The organism is Tessaracoccus antarcticus (genome assembly GCF_003688855.1).
Taxonomy (GTDB): domain Bacteria; phylum Actinomycetota; class Actinomycetes; order Propionibacteriales; family Propionibacteriaceae; genus Arachnia; species Arachnia antarctica.
Map to the genome: position 1 here is coordinate 14,906 of NZ_REFW01000005.1, position 16,832 is coordinate 31,737.

Here is a 16,832-nt window from a genome sequence, read left to right on the forward strand (position 1 = left end):
GGGGGTCGAGGCTCAACGGCCCTTGTGCTTGCCGAGCAGCTTGCGAGCCTGCCTGACGTCGGCGGGAGCCATCTCCACGTTGCCCTTCAGGCGACGCAGTCGCGTGGAGGACTTGTGTTCGTTGAGGTGGCCAAGGTTGGCCTGACGGCGCATGATCTTGCCCGAACCGGTCACCTTGAATCGCTTCTTGGCACCAGAGTGAGTCTTCATCTTCGGCATGGTGATTCGCTCTCTATCTTCTTCGTGAATCGACTCAGAGGTCGATGTCTGGGTCCATGTTGTCTGCAGGACCACGCTTCTTCTGGTGCGGCGGCTCAGCGGAGTGTGCAGCACGCAGCTGCGCCTCGGCCTGCTTTTCGGCTTCCTGCTGCTCACGGCGCTCTTCCATGCGGCGATCGCGGTCAGCGGCCTTGTCGACCTTGGCCTCGGTCTTCTTCCGCGCGGGGCCGAGCACCATCAGCATGTTGCGGCCGTCCTGCTTGGCCGAGGATTCGACGTAGCCGAACTCAGACACGTCGTCGGCCAGGCGCTTCAGCAGTTCCATGCCCAACTCGGGGCGGGACTGCTCGCGACCGCGGAACATGATGGTGATCTTCACCTTGTCGCCACCCTTGAGGAACCGCACGACGTGACCCTTTTTGGTCTCGTAGTCGTGGTTGTCGATCTTCAGGCGGAGCTTCATTTCCTTGGTGAGCGTGTTCGTCTGGTTCTTGCGGGCGTCGCGGGCCTTCTGCGCAGCCTCGTACTTGAACTTTCCGTAGTCCATCAACTTGCACACCGGCGGGCGCGCCATGGGCGCAACCTCAACAAGATCGAGATCGTTCTCGGTGGCCAGTCGAATGGCATCCTCGACACGAACGATGCCGACTTGTTCGCCGTTCGGGCCGACGAGGCGGACTTCTGGTACTCGGATGCGATCGTTGATCCGTGGTTCTGTGCTGATGGGTCCTCCAGGTGTCGGGTGAAGCTGAGTCGAACTGAATCGTGATCAAATCACAAAAGGCCTCCGCATGTGCGAAGGCCTGACTGCACACCACAACGGTGTGCTGGTACCGACCCGGCAACCGGTGAAGGTCAGCTCGGGTGGGAGGTCAGGCCTCCACTTGCTTGCGGATCGCCATGGGCAGATCTCGACAATGAAAGATTCTAGTACGCCCACCGCCCTGCCACCAAAACGCCTCCGTCCCGGGGCCGTCCTCCACATGAACGTGGATGGGTGTCGGCGTCACTCGCCGTCTTGTGCCTGCTTCACCCACGCAAACGCTCCGTCCTCGAACTCGACGAGCCGCTGGCCGTCCGCGATGGCGGCGAGCAGGTCACCGCCCAGCACGAACGGGCTGGGGCCGGCGAGGTCGAGCAACAACTCGGTGGCACCGGCGGGCTGCACGGAGGCGGCGAGCTCGTCGAGGTGGCACGGTACGGGGCGGGCGTCGGACTGCCAGGCGCGCAGGGCGTCCATGCCGGTGAACGCGAGAAGGTGTGTGGTGCCGCCGTCTCTGAGGGTGACGGCCGCCATCTCGGCATGCCGGTCCGGGTCGGGGTGGTCGGTCTCGTCACCCGAGGCCACGATGGGCATGAGAAGGCGCGACGCACACAGCGCCACAACGGCACGGCTGTAGGACACCTGGTCCCCCACTGCGGCCAGCGCGGCACGCACGAGGGGGTCGGGGCTGCCGTCGTCGCCGAGGAAACGTTTGTTCGGCTGCGCGAGGTGGCGGGGTGGTTCCATGGCGCACCAGCCTAGGCCGATGTGGGAAGCTGGGCCAATGGAAGCGCCGTTGATCATCACCATTTTCCTCATGACCCTCATCGTCGCCATCACGGCGGGATTGTGGGCCCGGCACCGCGGCGCACGCCCGCTCATGGGTGGGATCGGTGCCCTGTTGATCCCGCTCGGCCTGTACCTGCTCGGCGTCACCCGGCTCGCCTACAACGGCGTCGTCAGCCTCATTGACTGGGCGCAGCGCACCGCGTGGTCGCCGGTCATGACCTGGGGTGCGAGCCTGGCCGGCGTGGGGCTCCTGATGTTCGTCGTTTCCCGCTTCATCCAGCCGGCCGCCCGCCCCGCGGTGGAACCTGACCGGAAAGCGGCAGTGGCCAGCAAGGCCCGCCCCGGCCAGTCCTCATCCGCCGTGGTGGCAACGGGACCTGCTGCGAAGCCCGCCCCCGCGAAAGCCCCCGCCAGGACGGCGGAGGATGACGAGGTGGAGGACATCCTGCGCAAGCGGGGGCTGCTGTGAGGTTCACTCCTCCGTCAGGGTGATGTCCTTCGACGTCGCCCCGTGAGCCTTCAACCATTCCCGGAGATCACGCAGCTTCTTCTTGCCCTGTGCGCCCTCCAACTGCTGGATGGCCAGGACCGCGCGACGCTTGACCCCGGTGCCATCCTTGATGAGGAGGTAGGCCCACGCGTCGCCACTGCGCAGCCGCAGGCCAGCGATCTCGTCCACCGAGAACTTGCGCAGCACAGGCCCGTTGCGGACCGTCACACCCTTCTCGTCGGCCCACAGCCGTGAATAGCCCACGCTCAGCATGATGCCGATCATGACGAGCACGAAGAACAGCAGCGTGCCCGCCTGTGTCCAGGTGACCTGGACCCGAATCTCCGGACCCAACGCGTACCAGCCGTACAGGGCGAAGACCAACAAAATCCCCGAGAGCAGGAGCGATGTCAGCAGCGCAGGGACGCTGCTGAACACGAGCCGCTCAGGCGTCGTTGCCTGCTCGGGCCCATCCGGTGTCACAGCAGACATGCGGTCAGCTCCGTCAACAGGATTCCGCGCGCCCCGGCCTCGAAAAGCCGGTCCATCAGCAGGTGGGCGCCCTTGCGTGGCACCAGAACCCGCACCGCGAGCCACCCGTTCTTGGCGAGCTGCGACACCGTCGGGCCGTTGACGCCCGAAGCCAGCGCCGTCGTCGCCGCGAGGTCGCCCTCAGCCACGTTGTAGTCCATCATCAGGTAGTTGTTGGCCACGAGCACGCTGCCCAGACGGGTGCGCAGCCCGTCCATGCCTGCGGGGTCGTCGCCGCCGCGACGGCGGATGAGGATGGCCTCCGAGGAGCAGATGGAGTCCCCGAACATCTCCAGGCCGGCCCGTCGCAGCGTGGTTCCGGTGTCCACCACGTCAGCCACGACGTCGGCGACGCCCAGCCTGATGGCGGATTCCACGGCTCCGTCGAGTTTTACGAGCGTCGCCTCGATGCCCTGGGCGTCGAGCCACACCTGCAGAAGGCCGGGATAGGAGGTGGCGATGCGCTTGCCAGACAGGTTCGAGACGGTGTTGCCCTGGCCCTGTGGGGCGGCGAAACGAAAGTGGCTGCCGCCGAACCCCAACGACATGATCTCGTCGGCCTGCGCTTCGGAGTCCAGGAGCATGTCCCGGCCGGTGATACCGAGGTCCAGATGGCCGGCGCCGACGTACACGGCGATGTCGCGGGGACGCAGGTAGTAGAACTCGACGTTGTGGTCGACGTCGATGAGCGTCAGGTCCTTGGGGTCGGTGCGCTGCCGGTAGCCGGCGCTGCGGAGCATGTCGGCAGCAGCCTCGGCCAGTGCACCCTTGTTGGGGACGGCGATCTTGAGAAGTCGATCAGTCATGCAGGGGGCCTTCACATTTCTCTCTGCGGATCACAGGTAGCGGTAGATGTCGTCGAGGTCGAGGTCGAGGGCGAGCATCATCGTCTGCAGGTGGTACAGCAGCTGGCTGATCTCCTCGGCTGCCTCCTCCTTCGACTGGTACTCGGCGGCCATCCACACCTCGGCCGCCTCCTCCACCACTTTCTTGCCGATGGCGTGGACACCGGCGTCGAGGCGTGCCACGGTGTGGGAACCCTCGGGGCGGGTACGGGCGGTTTCGGTCAGCTGCTCGAAGAGCTGTTCGAAGGACTTCACGGCTGGCAGCCTACCCGCCGTCGCGGCCTCGTCGTGCACTGCCGATGCTGCGTCCAGCTCGTGGGTGGTTCAGAGCTTGATGCCGAGGAGGGCGTCCACGGCGATCTCCATCTCGTGGATGGCACCGGTGTCGTCGGAGTCGACGGCGAGGCTGCCGGCCACCCAGGCGTCGACGCTCTGCAGCGCGGAGGGCGCATCCAGGTCGGTGCGCAGCGCCTTGCGGAGCTGGTCGATGAGTCCTGCGGCGGGGAGCGCGGTGCCGTTGTTCCTGATGCTTCGCCACAGGTGGAGGCGCTCGTTGGCCTTCTCCAGCATCGAGGCCTCCCACTCCCAGTCGCTGCGATAGTGCTGGTCCAGCAGTGCGAGGCGGATGGCCATGGGGTCGGCGCCCGCATGGCGCAGGCGGCTCACGAGTTCCAGGTTGCCCTTGGACTTGCTCATCTTCTCGCCACCGAGGGCCACCATCCCGGAGTGGACAAAGGCCTTCGCCATCGGTTCACGGGAAGCAACGATGGCCTGGGCTGCGCACATCTCGTGATGAGGGAACGTGAGGTCGGAACCACCGCCCTGCACGTCGAAATGCGGGCCGAGGAAACGCAGGGAAATAGCCACGCACTCGATGTGCCACCCGGGCCGCCCGGCACCAAGCGGTGATTCCCAGCTGGGCTCCCCCTCCCGGGCGAACTGCCACAGCAGGGAGTCCAGTGGGTGGCGCTTGCCGGGCCGCTCGGGGTCGCCGCCCCGCTCCGCGAAGACGCTGAGCATCTCCGCTTCCTCCAGGTTGCTGACGCCACCGAAGCCGGGTGCGGCCGCGCTGTTGAAGTACCAGTCGGGGTGCTCGGCGTCCTCCACCTGGTAGACCAGGCCGCTGGGCAGCAACTGCTCGATGACCTCCACCACGCAGGAGATGGTCTCCACTGCACCCACGTAGTGGTCCGGGGGGATGACCCGCAGGTCGGTCATGTCGCTGCGGAACAGTTCGATCTGACTCTCGGCCAGCTCCTCCCAGTCCTGCCCTGTGGCCTCGGCCCGCTCCAGGAGCGGGTCATCAACGTCCGTGACGTTCTGGGTGTAGTTGACGTCCAGCCCGAGATCGCGCCACACCCGGTTGACCAGGTCGAAGGCGACATAGGTGTTGGCGTGCCCGAGGTGGGTGGCGTCGTAGGGGGTGATGCCGCACACGTACATGCGCGCCTCGTCCTGGTCGGGCTCGATGGCCACCAGTTCTCGGGTCGCCGTGTCGTGCAGGCTCAACCTGTCCGGCACGTCTCCTCCACTGTGGGAGATGAGGGGGACGTCTACTTTCGGCCACGCGTACATGGGATCGGAATCTACCGTCTCCCACCAAGGCGGCGCACCGCTGTTCGCCTTCAGCAGTCCCGCCCTCGGCTGCGGCGCCTCACCAGGCGGGCCACGGGATGGCGGGCCACTGCCTGCTGGGGCCCGGGAACACCCCGGCTCGCAACAGTGACTCGGCACGCTCCCCCATCGCCTCCCACTCCTCCTCGTTGAGCCCCTCCGGCCGTGCCCCGAGTGCGGAAACGGACCGCAGGACGGCCTCTTCGTCTCCCGAAATGGGTTCGCCGGCGAATCCCCACAGGACGGTGCGGAACTTGTTCTCCACGTGCATGCTGACGCCGTGATCAACGCCGAACAACCGCTCCCCGTCGGCGATGATGTGGCCCGCCTTGCGGTCGGAATTGTTGATGACAAGGTCGAACAGGCACATGGCACGCAGCCGCGGGTCGTTGCGGTGGGCAAGCAGGATCGGTTTGTCGTGCTGGTCGATCCCCTCCACCACCGGCAGCCACGTCTCATCAACCTGTTCCGGGCGCAGCAGGTCGACGGTGTCGGTGACCTCCCCGTCGATCCACACCTGCAGCGATCCCTCCCCCGCCGGTCCGTCGTGCCACACGGTGCGCGGCACCACGTGGAAGCCGAGGGCCTCGCTGAGGTCGTGGGCGGCCACCTCCCGACGACTGAGGGTGCCGTGCGGGAAGTCCCACAGCGGCGCCTCACCGGCGACGGGTTTGTACACCCACAGCTGGTCGTCCTCGTCGCGGGTGAGGAAGGTGGCATTCGAGGCCTCGGTCAGGCGACCAAGCACCGTCAGGCCACCCACCGGCACGGTTGCCGCCATCAGAACAGGTCGGTGCGGTAGCCGTTCGAGCGCGGGCAGATGTGGCCGCCGGCATCGATGGGTTGCGCGCAGAACGGGCAGGCCGGGCGTCCGGACGCCACCACCACCTGGGTGCGCAACGAGAAGTCCCGCGCCATGCGTGGGACCAGCCAGATCTGCATGAGGACGTTGCCGTCCTCGTCCTCCTTCTCCTCACCGAGGTCCTGGGAGAACAGCTCCAACTGGATGGCCGATCGTCCGGCATCCCAGGCAAGACCGATGGCGCCCACCCGGAACTCGATGTCCAGCGGCGCGTCGAGAGGGCCCATGTCACTGGGCGCGATCATGTGGCTGGTGGAATGCCCCAAGGACTCGAGCTGGTCGAGGATCTCCCCCATGCGGCGCCCCAGCACCTGCACCTGCTGCTTCTCGATGGCGACGGCTGCCAGAGCCCCACCCTGGGACACCTGAATGATGAACAACCTGTTTCCCGGCTCACCGATGGTGCCGACAACGCAACGGTCCGGGCGTGGGAACTCGAGCAACATGGGACAAGCCTATTCCTTGTGGGCGACGTCTCCGCCGCCGACGACGGGAGCAGCAGGGACGGCGAGAAGACCGGAGACATCACTGTTGGCGTTGATGCACACCACGAACGGGCGTTCGCTGCTGTAGTTGACGATGCTCACGGAGGCGGGAGCGACGTTGAGTCGCTGGAAATCGTCGAACCCCTGAGCCAGGGCGTCGGAGAGGATTGCCTTGATGACGTCGCCATGGCTGACCACCACCACGGTCTCCCCCTTCTCGTGGCGGCCGCGGATGGTGGCGATGGCGTCCACTGCGCGGGCCCGCATCTCCTCCATGGACTCCCCGTCGGGGAACACCACCGCCGACGGTGACTGCTGAATGGTCGACCACAGGGGCTCAGCGGCCAGTTCCATGAGCTTCCGGTTGGTCCACGCGCCGTAGTCACACTCGTCCAGGCCGGGCAGTTCCTCGGCGTCCGGTAACCCCAGCAGCGTCGCCGTCTGCTGGCAGCGCAGGCTCGGGGACCGGTATGCGGCGGTGACGGACGCGCCTGCCAGCAGCTCCTTCAGGCCAGTGGCCTGCTCCCGCCCCACGTCGTCGAGTTCCACGCCTTCCGCTCGTCCCGCGAGGACGCCGTCGGCGTTCGCGGTGGATCTGCCATGTCTGATCAGAACAACTGTGGTCATGGAACACAACGCTAGTCGGTCTACAGTGTGGGCTGGTCTGGAGGACACCGGACAATTGGCCGAAGGGTGCAACACATGGGGTGGTTCGACGCGATCGTGCTCGGAATCGTGCAAGGTCTCACGGAGTTCCTACCGATCTCCTCCAGCGCACACGTTTCGATCGTGGGCCAGCTGTTCTTCGGCGGCAAGGACCCGGGCGCAGCATTCACCGCCGTCACCCAACTCGGCACCGAGACCGCGGTGCTCGTCTACTTCTGGCACGACATCGTGCGAATCATCAGGAAGTGGTGCCTGGCACTGGTGGGGCGGGGGGAACGCTCGGATCCCGACGTTCGACTCGGCTGGCTCGTGATCCTTGGTTCCATACCGATCGTGGTGCTCGGTCTGATTTTCCAGGACGCCATCGACTCCACCGTGCGCAACCTGTGGGTCACTGTGGCCATGCTCGCCGGAGTTGGGGTGGTCCTGTGGTTCGCTGACGCACGGGGTGACCGCAACACCCTGGAGCTGAAAGACCTCACCTGGAAGCACGGCCTGCTGGTCGGTCTTTTCCAGGCCTGCGCGCTCATCCCAGGCGTCTCGCGCTCGGGCGCGACCATCTCCGCCGGGCTCTACATGGGATACACCCGCGAGACGGCGACGCGCTACGCCTTCCTGCTGGCAGTCCCCGCCGTCTTCGGCTCAGGTCTCTACAAGTTGAAGGACATCGGGGGCGAGGCCACGAACTGGGGTCCCACCATCGTCGCCACGGTTCTCGCATTCATCGTCGGATACGCGGTCATCGCCTGGCTCATCAAGTTCATCTCCACTCACAGCTTCCGCGGGTTCGTCTACTACCGGCTCGGACTCGCAGCCGTCGTCGCTGCCCTCCTGCTGACCGGCGTCCTTTCGGCCGTCCCACAGCAATAGGGTGGCTGACATGGAACGACGCGCACTGGGGGCCTCCGGTCTGCAGGTGTCCCGCATGGGGCTCGGGACCATGGCCTGGGGCCGCGACACGGACTGGCCGACGGTGAAACAACTGGTCAACGACTTCATCGACGCCGGTGGGAACCTCCTGGACACCGCGCCCGCCTACGGCGGCGGGGTGGCCGAGAAGATGATTGGCAAACTGCTGGCGGGCGGCGTGGCGCGCCAGGACCTGGTCATCGCCACCAAGGCCGGCTTCGTCATCCGGGGCGGCAAACGCGTGATCGACACGTCGCGGGCCGCCATGCTGACGGACCTGGAGCAGTCGCTGCGACGCCTGAACACCGACCATGTGGATCTGTGGCAGGTGCACGCCTGGGGCGACGCCCCCATCGACGAGACGCTCTCCGCCATGGACTCGGCCGTCTCCCGCGGGCTGGCGCGCTACGTCGGCGTGTCCAACTTCGTGGGCTGGCAGACCGCCACCGCCGCCACCTGGCAGCAGGCACTCACTGAGCGCACAAAGCTGTCCTCGGTGCAGGTGGAGTACTCGCTGCTGGCCCGGCGTGCCGAAGTGGAGGTGGTGGGTGCCGCCGAGCACCACAACCTCGGACTGCTGGCCTGGTCTTCGCTCGGACGCGGCGCACTGACGGGCAAGTACCGCACAGGAATCCCCCGCGACTCACGTGCCGCCTCCGACCACTTCGCGTGGTTCCTTGAGCCCTACATGCAGCCGCGCTCCCGTTCCGTCGTTGACGCCGTCGCCAAGGCTGCCGAGGGTCTCGGTCTGACGCCGGCCCAGGTGGCGCTGCTGTGGTTGCGCGACGCCCCGCAGGTCGCTTCGGCACTCGTGGGGCCCCGCACCCCTGAGCACCTGTCCGAACTCCTTGACGCCGAGTCCAAGGAACTGGTGGCGCCCATCGTCTCGGCCCTCGACGACGTCTCCGGCGGCCCCAACGCGTACCGACCTCCTGCCACCGCGCCAGTCCGCTGACGCCGGACGGTTCCCCCACCCCCGACACAGGCGGAACCTGCCCCGGAATTGCGCTGACAGGGACTGGGCCTGTATTATTTCGGACGCGCCTCATGGAGGTGCATCACCTGTCCGGGTGGCGGAATTGGTAGACGCGCTAGCTTGAGGTGCTAGTGCCCCTTTCGGGGCGTGGAGGTTCAAGTCCTCTTTCGGACACAATTATTGGACCCCCAGTCGACAAGGCCAAAAGCCAGTTGACTGGGGGTCTTGTCATTCCCGAGCCCACCTTTGACGCACAGCGTGGTGGGCGTCCACCCTCACGGCCTTCGCCATCAGGTCAACGTCCTGTGGTCGGGAACTGAGGCCTACCGAACAGGGAAACGTGCGACGAGACATGACCCGGAACCGTGACTTTCGCTGGGATAAAGCCCACTGGAGCGTCCGCGGACTGACGGCCCACTTCCACCTGGCTCCGTCTGATATCGCATCGCCATCTGCGGCGAATGGACCCAGCGCTCCAACGAACGGGTGGCCCAGCGCGCGCCGCGCCGGAACCTGGACACCGAGAACGGCTGCGCCGCCTTTCACGACCGCTGACCGGGCAGGGCTGATCCTTTGACGAACACCCGCTCTGCACACGATCACCGGCCCGAACCCGGCGACGACATCACCCTCTTGACACCCGTGCCCACAGACGCCGCGTCCACGCGGTTGACCGCGCCGGACCTGTCGTCAAACGGTTCACCCAGGTATTCCACCCAGTCCCGTTTGAGGCAGGGGTAGTGCTTGCTCGCCTCGACGAGATCCAAGAATCCAGCCACAGTGGAACGGAGCAGATTTTCCAACTGGTCGTCGATCAGTTCCCCGTTCTCGGAGAAGGCCCGGTGTGCCTGGGCGAGGGAAAACATGTCGGGGAACACCCGCACGCCCAAGTGTTCCAACGGGATCCTCAGCGCCCACAGTCCCCTGTTTCCACCAGCCATGGAGCCGGAAGCTGACATCAGCAACGCGTGCTTCTGCTGGAACGGCTGCGGCCGAAACCGGGACACCCAGTCAATGATGTTCTTCACCACACCGGGCATGGAGAAGTTGTATTCCGGGGACACCAGCAAAAACGCGTCCACGGCCAGCAACGCTTCCTTGAAACGTTGTGCTCCTGGTGGAAATCCGGTGGAGTCCTCGACATCCTGGCTGTACCCGGGTGTCTCGAACTCGCTGATCGTGAGCACCTCCGTGGTGGCGCCCAAGTCCACCATGACCTCGGCAGCCAACCGTGCGAGCTGTGTGTTCAACGACCCGGTCCGTGCCGAGCCGGAGAGCACCAGCACCCTCACATCCACCGACAATCCCGCACCACCTGTACCAGTCATGCCATCCTCCTTCCGTGGGTCCACCTGTGAGGACACGAGTGTTCGGATGCCCGCGCCTCGATGTTCGGGAACACGCCGCACAGCAGGGACGCGACGGCGAACCGCACTACGGCCATCGGGAATATCCTGCGTCCACCGAAGCGGTCGGCCAAGGACCCCGACATCAAGGATGCACGCAGCCAACGTGGGTCTGTACGCGGTGACCGTCCACCGCGGTTCGACGAAGTAGGCGGCTGACAGACCGGAACCCAGGATCGACGCAACCAGGATCCAGGACACGGCCGCCGAGTCCATCGTGACACCGCGGGCATCCTCGGCCCCCGCCTCGAATCCGGCGCTACTCATGTCCGTCCATTCCCGGGACAATGCCACGGCATCCCACGTGTCGCTACGGTCAATCGACTGAGCCGGGCCCCCCACCTTCGGCGGCGCCCTGTCCACCGGACCAGACCTGCCCCCCTGCCGGCAGATGTTTGCGGATGCAGTCAAACGACCCAAGCGTGACCCCGGGGCCCCGAACTACCGCCATCGAGAGCGCACGAGTACCTGGAGGACATCATGAAGGACAGGCCCGGAATCGATCCCACGGTGACCCCCGCCGGAAGCGGGTGTGTCGACTGCGACGCCACGGATGGGTGGTGGGTCCATCTCCCGCCGCGCAGCCAGTCCGTCCCCGGGCCCCGCAGCCGGGTGCCACCTGACTGGCGTCGTCAGTTCCGCTGAGGCACCCCACGGTTCCACAGCGCCACCCAGGTTTTCAGTCGATTGACCGTGGCGGCCAACGACCGGAGATTTCTAGCATGACTACACCATCTGAAAGGGGAATGATGAGAGAAACCATGACTGCGGTACGCGCCCACCGGCGCGGTGGCCCGCAGGAGTTGGTCGTGGAGACCGTCGCGCTGCCACCGTTGGGGCCGGATGAGGTCCTCGTCGCCGTGCACGCGGTCGCGATCACGTTCACCGAACTGGAGTGGGATGAATCCTGGACGCACGCGCCCGTCATCCCCGGGCACGAATTCTCGGGTGTTGTCGAGGCCACGGGTGCAGATGTCAGCACAGCGGAAGTGGGTGATCCCGTCTTCGGATTGATTCGATTCGACCGTCAGGGTGCTGCTGCGGACTACGTCGCGGTCCCTGCCCGCGACATCTCACGCAAACCAGAGTCGCTGTCCCACACGGAGACGGCAGCTTTGCCCCTGGCTGGGCTGACGGCGTGGCAGGGACTGTTTGACCTCGCCAAGGTGCAACCGGGCGAGCGCGTCCTGGTCCTGGGGGGGGGCTGGTGGTGTCGGTGCGTTCGCTGTGCAGCTCGCCAAACATGCAGGGGCGTTCGTCGCCGCGACGGCACGCGGAGCGGGTGTCTCATTTGCGGGTGACATGGGGGCCGACGTCGTCCTGGATGCGGAGAACGAGGAGTTGTCATCCTTGGGGCGCACCTTCGATGTTGTGTTCGACACGATCGGCGGTGAAGCCCTGGCAGCGTCCTACGGCACGCTGATGCCGCGGGGGAGACTCGTCACGCTCCATGCGCCCCCCGACGAGTCGCTCAGCGCTCGTTATCAGGTGGAATCGTTCTTCTTCATCGTCTCGCCCGATGTGGGAGAGCTCGACACGCTGGCCGGACTCGCGGAGAAGGGCTTGCTCCGGGTCACCCTGTCGGCCTCCTACCCACTCGAAGAGGCCCGCGCCGCCTTTGCGCACGCGTCGTCCCCCAAGCATGCCCCCGGCAAAACAGTGCTGGTGGTGCGGGACTAGTCACTGTAGGGAGCAGTCGCACCGGCCGGGCCGAGCGGCCAGTGTGCGCGGGGGCCCGGGATGGGCCACGACGTCGGGCACTCATGCGCCGACACCTCACATGGTGCGAGGCACACGCCTTGCACATCATCGAATCCACGGATGGGTCACGAAATGTCTGATCAGAAAATCCCAGTTGTCTTCATTCACGGGCTCTGGCTCGCCGCTTCGTCGTGGCAGCCGTGGGTCGACCTCTTCACGGAGCGAGGGTTCGCACCCATCTCCCCCACATGGCCGGGGGAGGCGCCAACCGTCATGGCGTCCCGGGCAAACCCTGAAGCTGCGGCGGGCTACGGAATTGACGCAATAACGTCCCACTTCGCTGCAATCATCGATTCGCTCCCGTCGAAACCCATCATCGTTGGGCACTCCTTCGGCGGGATGATCACGGAGAAGTTGCTCGGCCAGAACCTTGGCATCGCCGGGGTGGCCATCGATGCGGCCCAGATCAAGGGGGTCCTCCCCCTACCGCTGTCGTCGCTGCGTTCGACACTGCCAGTGTTTCGAAACTTCGCCAACGAGAAGCGGGCCGTGTCCCTGACCGTTGATCAGTTCCGGTACAGCTTCGGCAATGCCCTCCCGGCTGAGGAGTCCGACGCACTGTGGGAGAAGCACAGCATTCCCTCGCCCGGCAAGCCACTGTTCGAAGCCGCCAGCGCCAACTTCTCTGCACACTCCCCCGCAAAAGTTGACACCGACAACGACGACCGTGGTCCTCTCCTGCTGATCATGGGGGGCAGGGACCACGTTGTGCCGGAAGCAATCACCAAATCAACGATGAAGCAGTACCGCCAGTCCTCCGCCGTCACGGAATTGGTCGAGTTCCGTGATCGAGGTCACTCGCTGACGATCGACAGCGGTTGGACAGAGGTGGCCGACTCCGTCCTGAGCTGGGTGGGGGAACGGGTCATGGCTTCCTCGTCGTGAGTCCTGTTGCCGGGATCATTCCTCCGCGGTGCGAGGGTGGAGTGCGGACGACAGTTGCGCCCGGTTCGTGATGCCAAGCTTGGGGTAGATCCGGTAGAGATGTGACCCGACGGTCCGGTGCGACAGGAACATCCGTTCCCCAATCTCCCGGTTCGACAACCCGCGGGCCGCGAGTTCCGCCACCTGGAGCTCTTGGGATGACAGGGGTTCCCACGCCCCGGGGATCCGTGCCTGGGAATCGGTGCCGAGCGCCCGCAGGTCGGAGCGTGCACGCTCCGACCACGGACGCAAGGACAGCGCATCCGCTGCATCCCGCGCTGTTCGAAGCAGGTCACGCGCCTCCTGGTTTCGCCGCTGGCGACGGAGCCAGGAGCCGTAGCCCAGGAGTAGGCGGGCACGGTACGTGGGCCACGCGGCAACGGCGCCCCGCAGCGCTTCCACGTATGCCTCCTCCACCTCCGCCGTCTCGGTGGCGAGAAATGGCGCGGCATACGCTTCCGCCACCCGACGCCAGGGCGTGACGGCCACGCGCGCATCACGTTGGAAGAGAGAACGCACCTCGTCAATCCGGCCAAGATGTGCGGCGGATTCCGCCAGATCGCCAAGACTCCAGCCCGACTGGACGGGATGGTACGACGGATCATGCTGGTCAAGCGCTCGACGCAAAGCAACGAATGCTTCGTCGTAGCGTCCCTGCGCCAGATGGTTCACCCCGCGTGCAAGTTGCACGCCGGTCAGGACGTTGTGCGCACCGACGGCCAGGGCACCCTTCTCCGATTCGTGGATCAGCATCTCCGCACGATCATGCTCGCCACGCAGCGCGGCTATGAAGCCCTCCCCGATCACTGTGCCGGTCCCCCACCGTGGCAAACCAAGCTCGTCGGCAAGTCGAGTGCCCTCCTCCACCGCCTGGAGCGCCTCCGGCCAGTTCGCGAGGCAGATCTCCACCCAAGCGTGGATGGGCTGCAGGGATGCGATCGAGCGCAGACGGCCATGTGCCCGATAACTGTCGAGGAGCCTGCGTTGCATGGCGGCGAGCACGGGGTCTGCATCGACGTTCAGCCGGACACGCACCAGCATTTCCGCAGCGGCGTCCATAGCGGAGGCGTCCAGACGGAGCACCGCCTCAGCGATCAGATCTGCATGTTGGGCAGGCTCACTCATCGCCAGGACGACGAGCCGCCGGGGATCCGAAGCGGGCAGCACCGCCGCGATGCTTCGGCCCAGCAGGACAAACTCCTCCGGAAAACTTCCCCCTGCTGCGCTGATCTCCTCGCCGACGGCGAGTACGAGCTCGATCGCCAGGTCTGTCTCTCCACGAGCGAGAACCCGTCGCGCTTGGTTGACGGTGCGCCCGAGGGCGCGAGGATGGGCCGTGCAGGGTTCTAATCCGAGCTCCACGAGTGAGAGCCTGCCCGCCTCCACGTCATCGAGATCATCAGCGTCGAGACCCGCCAGTGCATCGGAGGCCGTGTCACGTTGACCTGCTTCCAGCGCCGCCTCAGCCCATCTCAGGGCCCGTCGTTGCCTCCCGGCAGCGTCGACGCTGAGTCGAGCCGCTGTCCGCCACGTGCGCATACTGACCGCCACATCCCCCTGGCGAGTCGCCCGGAGAGCGGCATCCTCCAGGGCTGATGCGACATCTTCATCAGCCCCCAGGAGGCTGGCGGCTCTGTGCCACAACGCACGGTCAGGGTCATGCTCCAATGCCTGCGCAAGTGCCGAGTGTGCCCTGCGACGTTGCTCTCCCGGAGCCGACGAAATGATTGCGGCTCGCACCAACGGGTGCAGGAAGGTGAAGCGGCCAGCACCCAACTGGACGACACCCGTCCCCTCGGCTTCTCCGAGAGCCATCCGGATCTCGTCAGGCGTGAAGCCCAGCGCCACACCGCTCCCCTGGATGTCAAGGACTGCATCGTCGTCATTCAGTGCCCCCACCAGCATGAGCGTGGCAGTGGGGTCAGAGACCCCATGGACGCGAGCGAGGAAGGCGGAGCACAATCGCTCTCCCAAGCTCTCCTCCTCATCACCTTCAGAGAAATCAGCGGACAATTCGAGGAGCCCCAGAGGATTGCCACCAGATCGTCGGAGGACCCTGACTTGCCCCTGCGCCTCCAGTGAGGGGCGGCGGGTGCGGAGCAATTCGATGGCGTCGTCGACGGTCAGTGCATTCACGTCGATTGTTTCCAGTCCGGCTTTCAGCAGCGGAGAAACGTGGCCGCAGCGGACCGCAAAGATGCTGAGGACCGGGTCAAGCGTCAGCCGCCGCGACACGAACGCGAGGACGCGCGCCGTGGATTCGTCCATCCACTGCGCGTCATCCACCACGAGGATGAGGCCGGACCCAGGTGCAAGGTCTGACAGGACCTCCAGCGCAGCAATCCCCACGGCAAAGAGGTCAGGAGTTGCACCGATGGCGTCCCCGAAGGCCCTATCGAGCACTCCTCTCGGCCGTGCGCGCATGGAGTCGGGGCGCCGGATGAGAGGTCGGAGGATCTGTTGGAGCGCCGCATAGGGCAGTGCGGCTTCGGATTCTGTGGCCGCCAGATGGAGAACCCGGGATCCGCGGGCCATGGCTCGCTGGATGGCGACGGAGAGGAGGGCACTTTTTCCGATGCCGGCCTCACCCCGGATGACCAGCCCGCCACCGCGATGCGGCAGCGCATCGACACCAGCGAGCATCCGCGCGATCTCCACTTGTCGCCCAACGAGCTGCTGCACCGGCCTCACCTCTGACGGGGTCCAGCCGGGCCGACCACACGGTCTGCAGGCGCTCCCTGAGTCGGCCGAACCCAAGCACATACCACTCTACGTTCACATCACTTTCTGCGTGCCTCGCGGGGAAGTCACGCTTCCACGCCGCACAAATAGCAGGACGCCCGTGGGGGTCCGCTGCGCCGATCAGGGACGCCAGTAGTTGTTGGCCGCCGCGATCGTTGCAAACTCGATTGCGATCACCTGGCTGGCCGCAATGAGACTGTCCGCATTCGCAGCGTAGATCGGGCGCCCGTCCTGGAGGGTCTCCAGAACAGGTTGGATTCGATGGATGCTGTGACGGGCCATCAGCACAGCAAGCGCCCGTCCCTCCTCAGCTGTCGCGGTGATCAAGGTGCCTCCCGGGACACCCACTCGCTCAGAGTCCGGTAATTGGGTCATGACGCTCCTTCTTGGTGCCTGTCAGATGGTCAAGGTAACCAAGCTGGAGATGGGACGTCACTACTTCTGGGAACAGTTCAGTCATTCGACTGAGCACAGGGCGGCACGCCGTCAATGCTGCCTTCGTAGAATTGGAGACAGCGCAACCACCGGTTGCGGAGACTCGCGGGCGACCCGTAAGGAACACCAATCCCGAAGGAACAGCACGATCAAGCTCGCAATCATCTGCTACTCCGCAACCGGGCACGGCACCACGATGGCCAGGCATGTCGAGCATTTCGCCCAGGAAGCCGGCGCCGAGGTGAGGCTGCGCCACGTCCGCTTAACCGTCGATCCGTTGCTGTTCGTCAACAACCCCGCCTGACGCCGCAACTATGGAGCGACCAAGGACCTTCCGGAAGCCTCCGGTGACGACATCGGCTGAGCGGACGCGGTGATCTTTGGCTCACCCACCCGATACTCCAATGTGGCGGCA

20 protein-coding genes and 1 tRNA gene are annotated in these 16,832 nt (G+C 65.6%); 8 read left to right on the top strand and 13 right to left on the bottom strand.

Annotation, left to right across the window (positions count from 1 at the left end; genetic code table 11):
* Positions 1-12 precede the first annotated feature (12 nt).
* The 3 genes from rpmI to EAX62_RS14870 all read right to left on the bottom strand — a co-directional run bounded on the left by rpmI (position 13) and on the right by EAX62_RS14870 (position 1,729).
* Positions 13-219 carry a 50S ribosomal protein L35 gene (rpmI, locus tag EAX62_RS14860; RefSeq protein ID WP_121902527.1) on the bottom strand — a complete coding sequence of 69 codons (207 nt, stop codon included), beginning with the start codon at positions 217-219 and terminating at the stop codon, positions 13-15.
* Between the two features lie 34 nt (positions 220-253).
* On the bottom strand, positions 254-943 hold the full coding sequence (infC, locus tag EAX62_RS14865; protein ID WP_121902528.1) for a translation initiation factor IF-3: 690 nt from the start codon (positions 941-943) through the stop codon (positions 254-256).
* Between the two features lie 282 nt (positions 944-1,225).
* Positions 1,226-1,729 carry an SseB family protein gene (locus EAX62_RS14870; RefSeq protein WP_121902650.1) on the bottom strand — a complete coding sequence of 168 codons (504 nt, stop codon included), beginning with the start codon at positions 1,727-1,729 and terminating at the stop codon, positions 1,226-1,228.
* Positions 1,730-1,778: 49 nt separating this feature from the next.
* Here EAX62_RS14870 and EAX62_RS14875 point away from each other — a divergent pair, with 49 nt between their 5' ends.
* Complete coding sequence (locus EAX62_RS14875; protein WP_121902529.1) at positions 1,779-2,240, top strand: hypothetical protein; 462 nt, start codon at positions 1,779-1,781, stop codon at positions 2,238-2,240.
* 3 nt (positions 2,241-2,243) lie between these two features.
* Here the strand turns inward: EAX62_RS14875 and EAX62_RS14880 are convergent, their stop codons facing one another.
* The 7 genes from EAX62_RS14880 to EAX62_RS14910 all read right to left on the bottom strand — a co-directional run bounded on the left by EAX62_RS14880 (position 2,244) and on the right by EAX62_RS14910 (position 7,225).
* Positions 2,244-2,753, bottom strand: a complete 510-nt coding sequence (locus EAX62_RS14880; RefSeq protein ID WP_121902530.1) for a PH domain-containing protein — start codon at positions 2,751-2,753, stop codon at positions 2,244-2,246.
* A complete protein-coding gene (hisG, locus tag EAX62_RS14885) occupies positions 2,741-3,598 on the bottom strand; it encodes an ATP phosphoribosyltransferase (protein WP_121902531.1) in 858 nt (285 codons plus the stop codon). The genes EAX62_RS14880 and hisG overlap by 13 nt, the downstream gene beginning before the upstream one ends.
* A 30-nt stretch (positions 3,599-3,628) precedes the next feature.
* Entirely contained in the window at positions 3,629-3,892 is a 264-nt protein-coding gene (locus EAX62_RS14890) for a phosphoribosyl-ATP diphosphatase (protein ID WP_121902651.1), read from the bottom strand.
* A gap of 69 nt (positions 3,893-3,961) precedes the next feature.
* Positions 3,962-5,212: a cysteine--1-D-myo-inosityl 2-amino-2-deoxy-alpha-D-glucopyranoside ligase gene (mshC, locus tag EAX62_RS14895; RefSeq protein WP_121902532.1), complete on the bottom strand. Its 1,251-nt coding sequence runs from the start codon at positions 5,210-5,212 to the stop codon at positions 3,962-3,964.
* A 79-nt stretch (positions 5,213-5,291) separates the two neighbouring features.
* The gene (locus EAX62_RS14900; protein ID WP_121902533.1) at positions 5,292-6,032 is read right to left on the bottom strand and encodes an SCO1664 family protein; all 741 of its coding nucleotides are present in this window, start codon (positions 6,030-6,032) and stop codon (positions 5,292-5,294) included.
* Positions 6,032-6,559: a DUF3090 domain-containing protein gene (locus EAX62_RS14905; RefSeq protein ID WP_121902534.1), complete on the bottom strand. Its 528-nt coding sequence runs from the start codon at positions 6,557-6,559 to the stop codon at positions 6,032-6,034. The genes EAX62_RS14900 and EAX62_RS14905 overlap by 1 nt, the downstream gene beginning before the upstream one ends.
* 9 nt (positions 6,560-6,568) lie before the next feature.
* Positions 6,569-7,225: an MSMEG_4193 family putative phosphomutase gene (locus EAX62_RS14910; protein ID WP_121902535.1), complete on the bottom strand. Its 657-nt coding sequence runs from the start codon at positions 7,223-7,225 to the stop codon at positions 6,569-6,571.
* Between the two features lie 75 nt (positions 7,226-7,300).
* Between EAX62_RS14910 and EAX62_RS14915 the strand changes: the two genes are divergently transcribed.
* The 3 genes from EAX62_RS14915 (at position 7,301) to EAX62_RS14925 (ending at position 9,323) form a co-directional block, all read left to right on the top strand.
* Positions 7,301-8,134 (top strand): undecaprenyl-diphosphate phosphatase, encoded by an 834-nt coding sequence (locus tag EAX62_RS14915; protein ID WP_121902536.1) that lies wholly within the window; start codon positions 7,301-7,303, stop codon positions 8,132-8,134.
* Positions 8,135-8,144: 10 nt separating this feature from the next.
* Complete coding sequence (locus EAX62_RS14920; RefSeq protein WP_121902652.1) at positions 8,145-9,128, top strand: aldo/keto reductase; 984 nt, start codon at positions 8,145-8,147, stop codon at positions 9,126-9,128.
* Positions 9,129-9,237: 109 nt separating this feature from the next.
* Positions 9,238-9,323: transfer RNA gene (locus tag EAX62_RS14925), tRNA-Leu, on the top strand.
* A gap of 425 nt (positions 9,324-9,748) precedes the next feature.
* On the opposite strand, the gene EAX62_RS14930 is transcribed toward EAX62_RS14925, so the two are convergent.
* Positions 9,749-10,477, bottom strand: coding sequence for an NADPH-dependent FMN reductase (locus tag EAX62_RS14930; RefSeq protein ID WP_121902653.1), 729 nt, complete (start codon positions 10,475-10,477; stop codon positions 9,749-9,751).
* Positions 10,478-11,316: 839 nt separating this feature from the next.
* On the opposite strand from EAX62_RS14930, the gene EAX62_RS16940 reads away from it, so the two are divergent.
* From EAX62_RS16940 to EAX62_RS14940, 3 genes are all read left to right on the top strand, one after another.
* Entirely contained in the window at positions 11,317-11,856 is a 540-nt protein-coding gene (locus tag EAX62_RS16940; RefSeq protein ID WP_199711319.1) for an NADP-dependent oxidoreductase, read from the top strand.
* Positions 11,783-12,235 (top strand): zinc-binding dehydrogenase, encoded by a 453-nt coding sequence (locus EAX62_RS16945; protein ID WP_233557993.1) that lies wholly within the window; start codon positions 11,783-11,785, stop codon positions 12,233-12,235. The genes EAX62_RS16940 and EAX62_RS16945 overlap by 74 nt, the downstream gene beginning before the upstream one ends.
* Positions 12,236-12,388: 153 nt before the next feature.
* A complete protein-coding gene (locus EAX62_RS14940; protein WP_121902654.1) occupies positions 12,389-13,201 on the top strand; it encodes an alpha/beta hydrolase in 813 nt (270 codons plus the stop codon).
* Positions 13,202-13,216: 15 nt separating this feature from the next.
* Here EAX62_RS14940 and EAX62_RS14945 read toward each other — a convergent pair whose 3' ends face one another.
* The gene (locus tag EAX62_RS14945) at positions 13,217-15,922 is read right to left on the bottom strand and encodes an ATP-binding protein (RefSeq protein ID WP_158600694.1); all 2,706 of its coding nucleotides are present in this window, start codon (positions 15,920-15,922) and stop codon (positions 13,217-13,219) included.
* A 180-nt stretch (positions 15,923-16,102) separates the two neighbouring features.
* Positions 16,103-16,309, bottom strand: a complete 207-nt coding sequence (locus EAX62_RS14950; RefSeq protein ID WP_199711321.1) for a hexameric tyrosine-coordinated heme protein — start codon at positions 16,307-16,309, stop codon at positions 16,103-16,105.
* A 46-nt stretch (positions 16,310-16,355) separates the two neighbouring features.
* On the opposite strand from EAX62_RS14950, the gene EAX62_RS14955 reads away from it, so the two are divergent.
* Positions 16,356-16,721: a hypothetical protein gene (locus EAX62_RS14955; RefSeq protein ID WP_121902539.1), complete on the top strand. Its 366-nt coding sequence runs from the start codon at positions 16,356-16,358 to the stop codon at positions 16,719-16,721.
* Positions 16,722-16,832: the final 111 nt, after the last annotated feature.

What these genes read in the sequence shown, in the direction of transcription:
- EAX62_RS16940 (WP_199711319.1), top strand. Translation starts at nt 11,317, where the DNA reads ATGACTGCGGTACGCGCCCACCGGCGCGGTGGCCCGCAGGAGTTGGTC.
- EAX62_RS14880 (WP_121902530.1), bottom strand. Translation starts at nt 2,753, where the DNA reads ATGTCTGCTGTGACACCGGATGGGCCCGAGCAGGCAACGACGCCTGAG.
- EAX62_RS14900 (WP_121902533.1), bottom strand. Translation starts at nt 6,032, where the DNA reads ATGGCGGCAACCGTGCCGGTGGGTGGCCTGACGGTGCTTGGTCGCCTG.
- rpmI (WP_121902527.1), bottom strand. Translation starts at nt 219, where the DNA reads ATGCCGAAGATGAAGACTCACTCTGGTGCCAAGAAGCGATTCAAGGTG.
- hisG (WP_121902531.1), bottom strand. Translation starts at nt 3,598, where the DNA reads ATGACTGATCGACTTCTCAAGATCGCCGTCCCCAACAAGGGTGCACTG.
- EAX62_RS14870 (WP_121902650.1), bottom strand. Translation starts at nt 1,729, where the DNA reads ATGGAACCACCCCGCCACCTCGCGCAGCCGAACAAACGTTTCCTCGGC.
- EAX62_RS14910 (WP_121902535.1), bottom strand. Translation starts at nt 7,225, where the DNA reads ATGACCACAGTTGTTCTGATCAGACATGGCAGATCCACCGCGAACGCC.
- EAX62_RS14920 (WP_121902652.1), top strand. Translation starts at nt 8,145, where the DNA reads ATGGAACGACGCGCACTGGGGGCCTCCGGTCTGCAGGTGTCCCGCATG.
- EAX62_RS14915 (WP_121902536.1), top strand. Translation starts at nt 7,301, where the DNA reads ATGGGGTGGTTCGACGCGATCGTGCTCGGAATCGTGCAAGGTCTCACG.
- EAX62_RS14940 (WP_121902654.1), top strand. Translation starts at nt 12,389, where the DNA reads ATGTCTGATCAGAAAATCCCAGTTGTCTTCATTCACGGGCTCTGGCTC.
- EAX62_RS14905 (WP_121902534.1), bottom strand. Translation starts at nt 6,559, where the DNA reads ATGTTGCTCGAGTTCCCACGCCCGGACCGTTGCGTTGTCGGCACCATC.
- EAX62_RS14930 (WP_121902653.1), bottom strand. Translation starts at nt 10,477, where the DNA reads ATGACTGGTACAGGTGGTGCGGGATTGTCGGTGGATGTGAGGGTGCTG.
- mshC (WP_121902532.1), bottom strand. Translation starts at nt 5,212, where the DNA reads ATGTACGCGTGGCCGAAAGTAGACGTCCCCCTCATCTCCCACAGTGGA.
- EAX62_RS14955 (WP_121902539.1), top strand. Translation starts at nt 16,356, where the DNA reads ATGACGCTCCTTCTTGGTGCCTGTCAGATGGTCAAGGTAACCAAGCTG.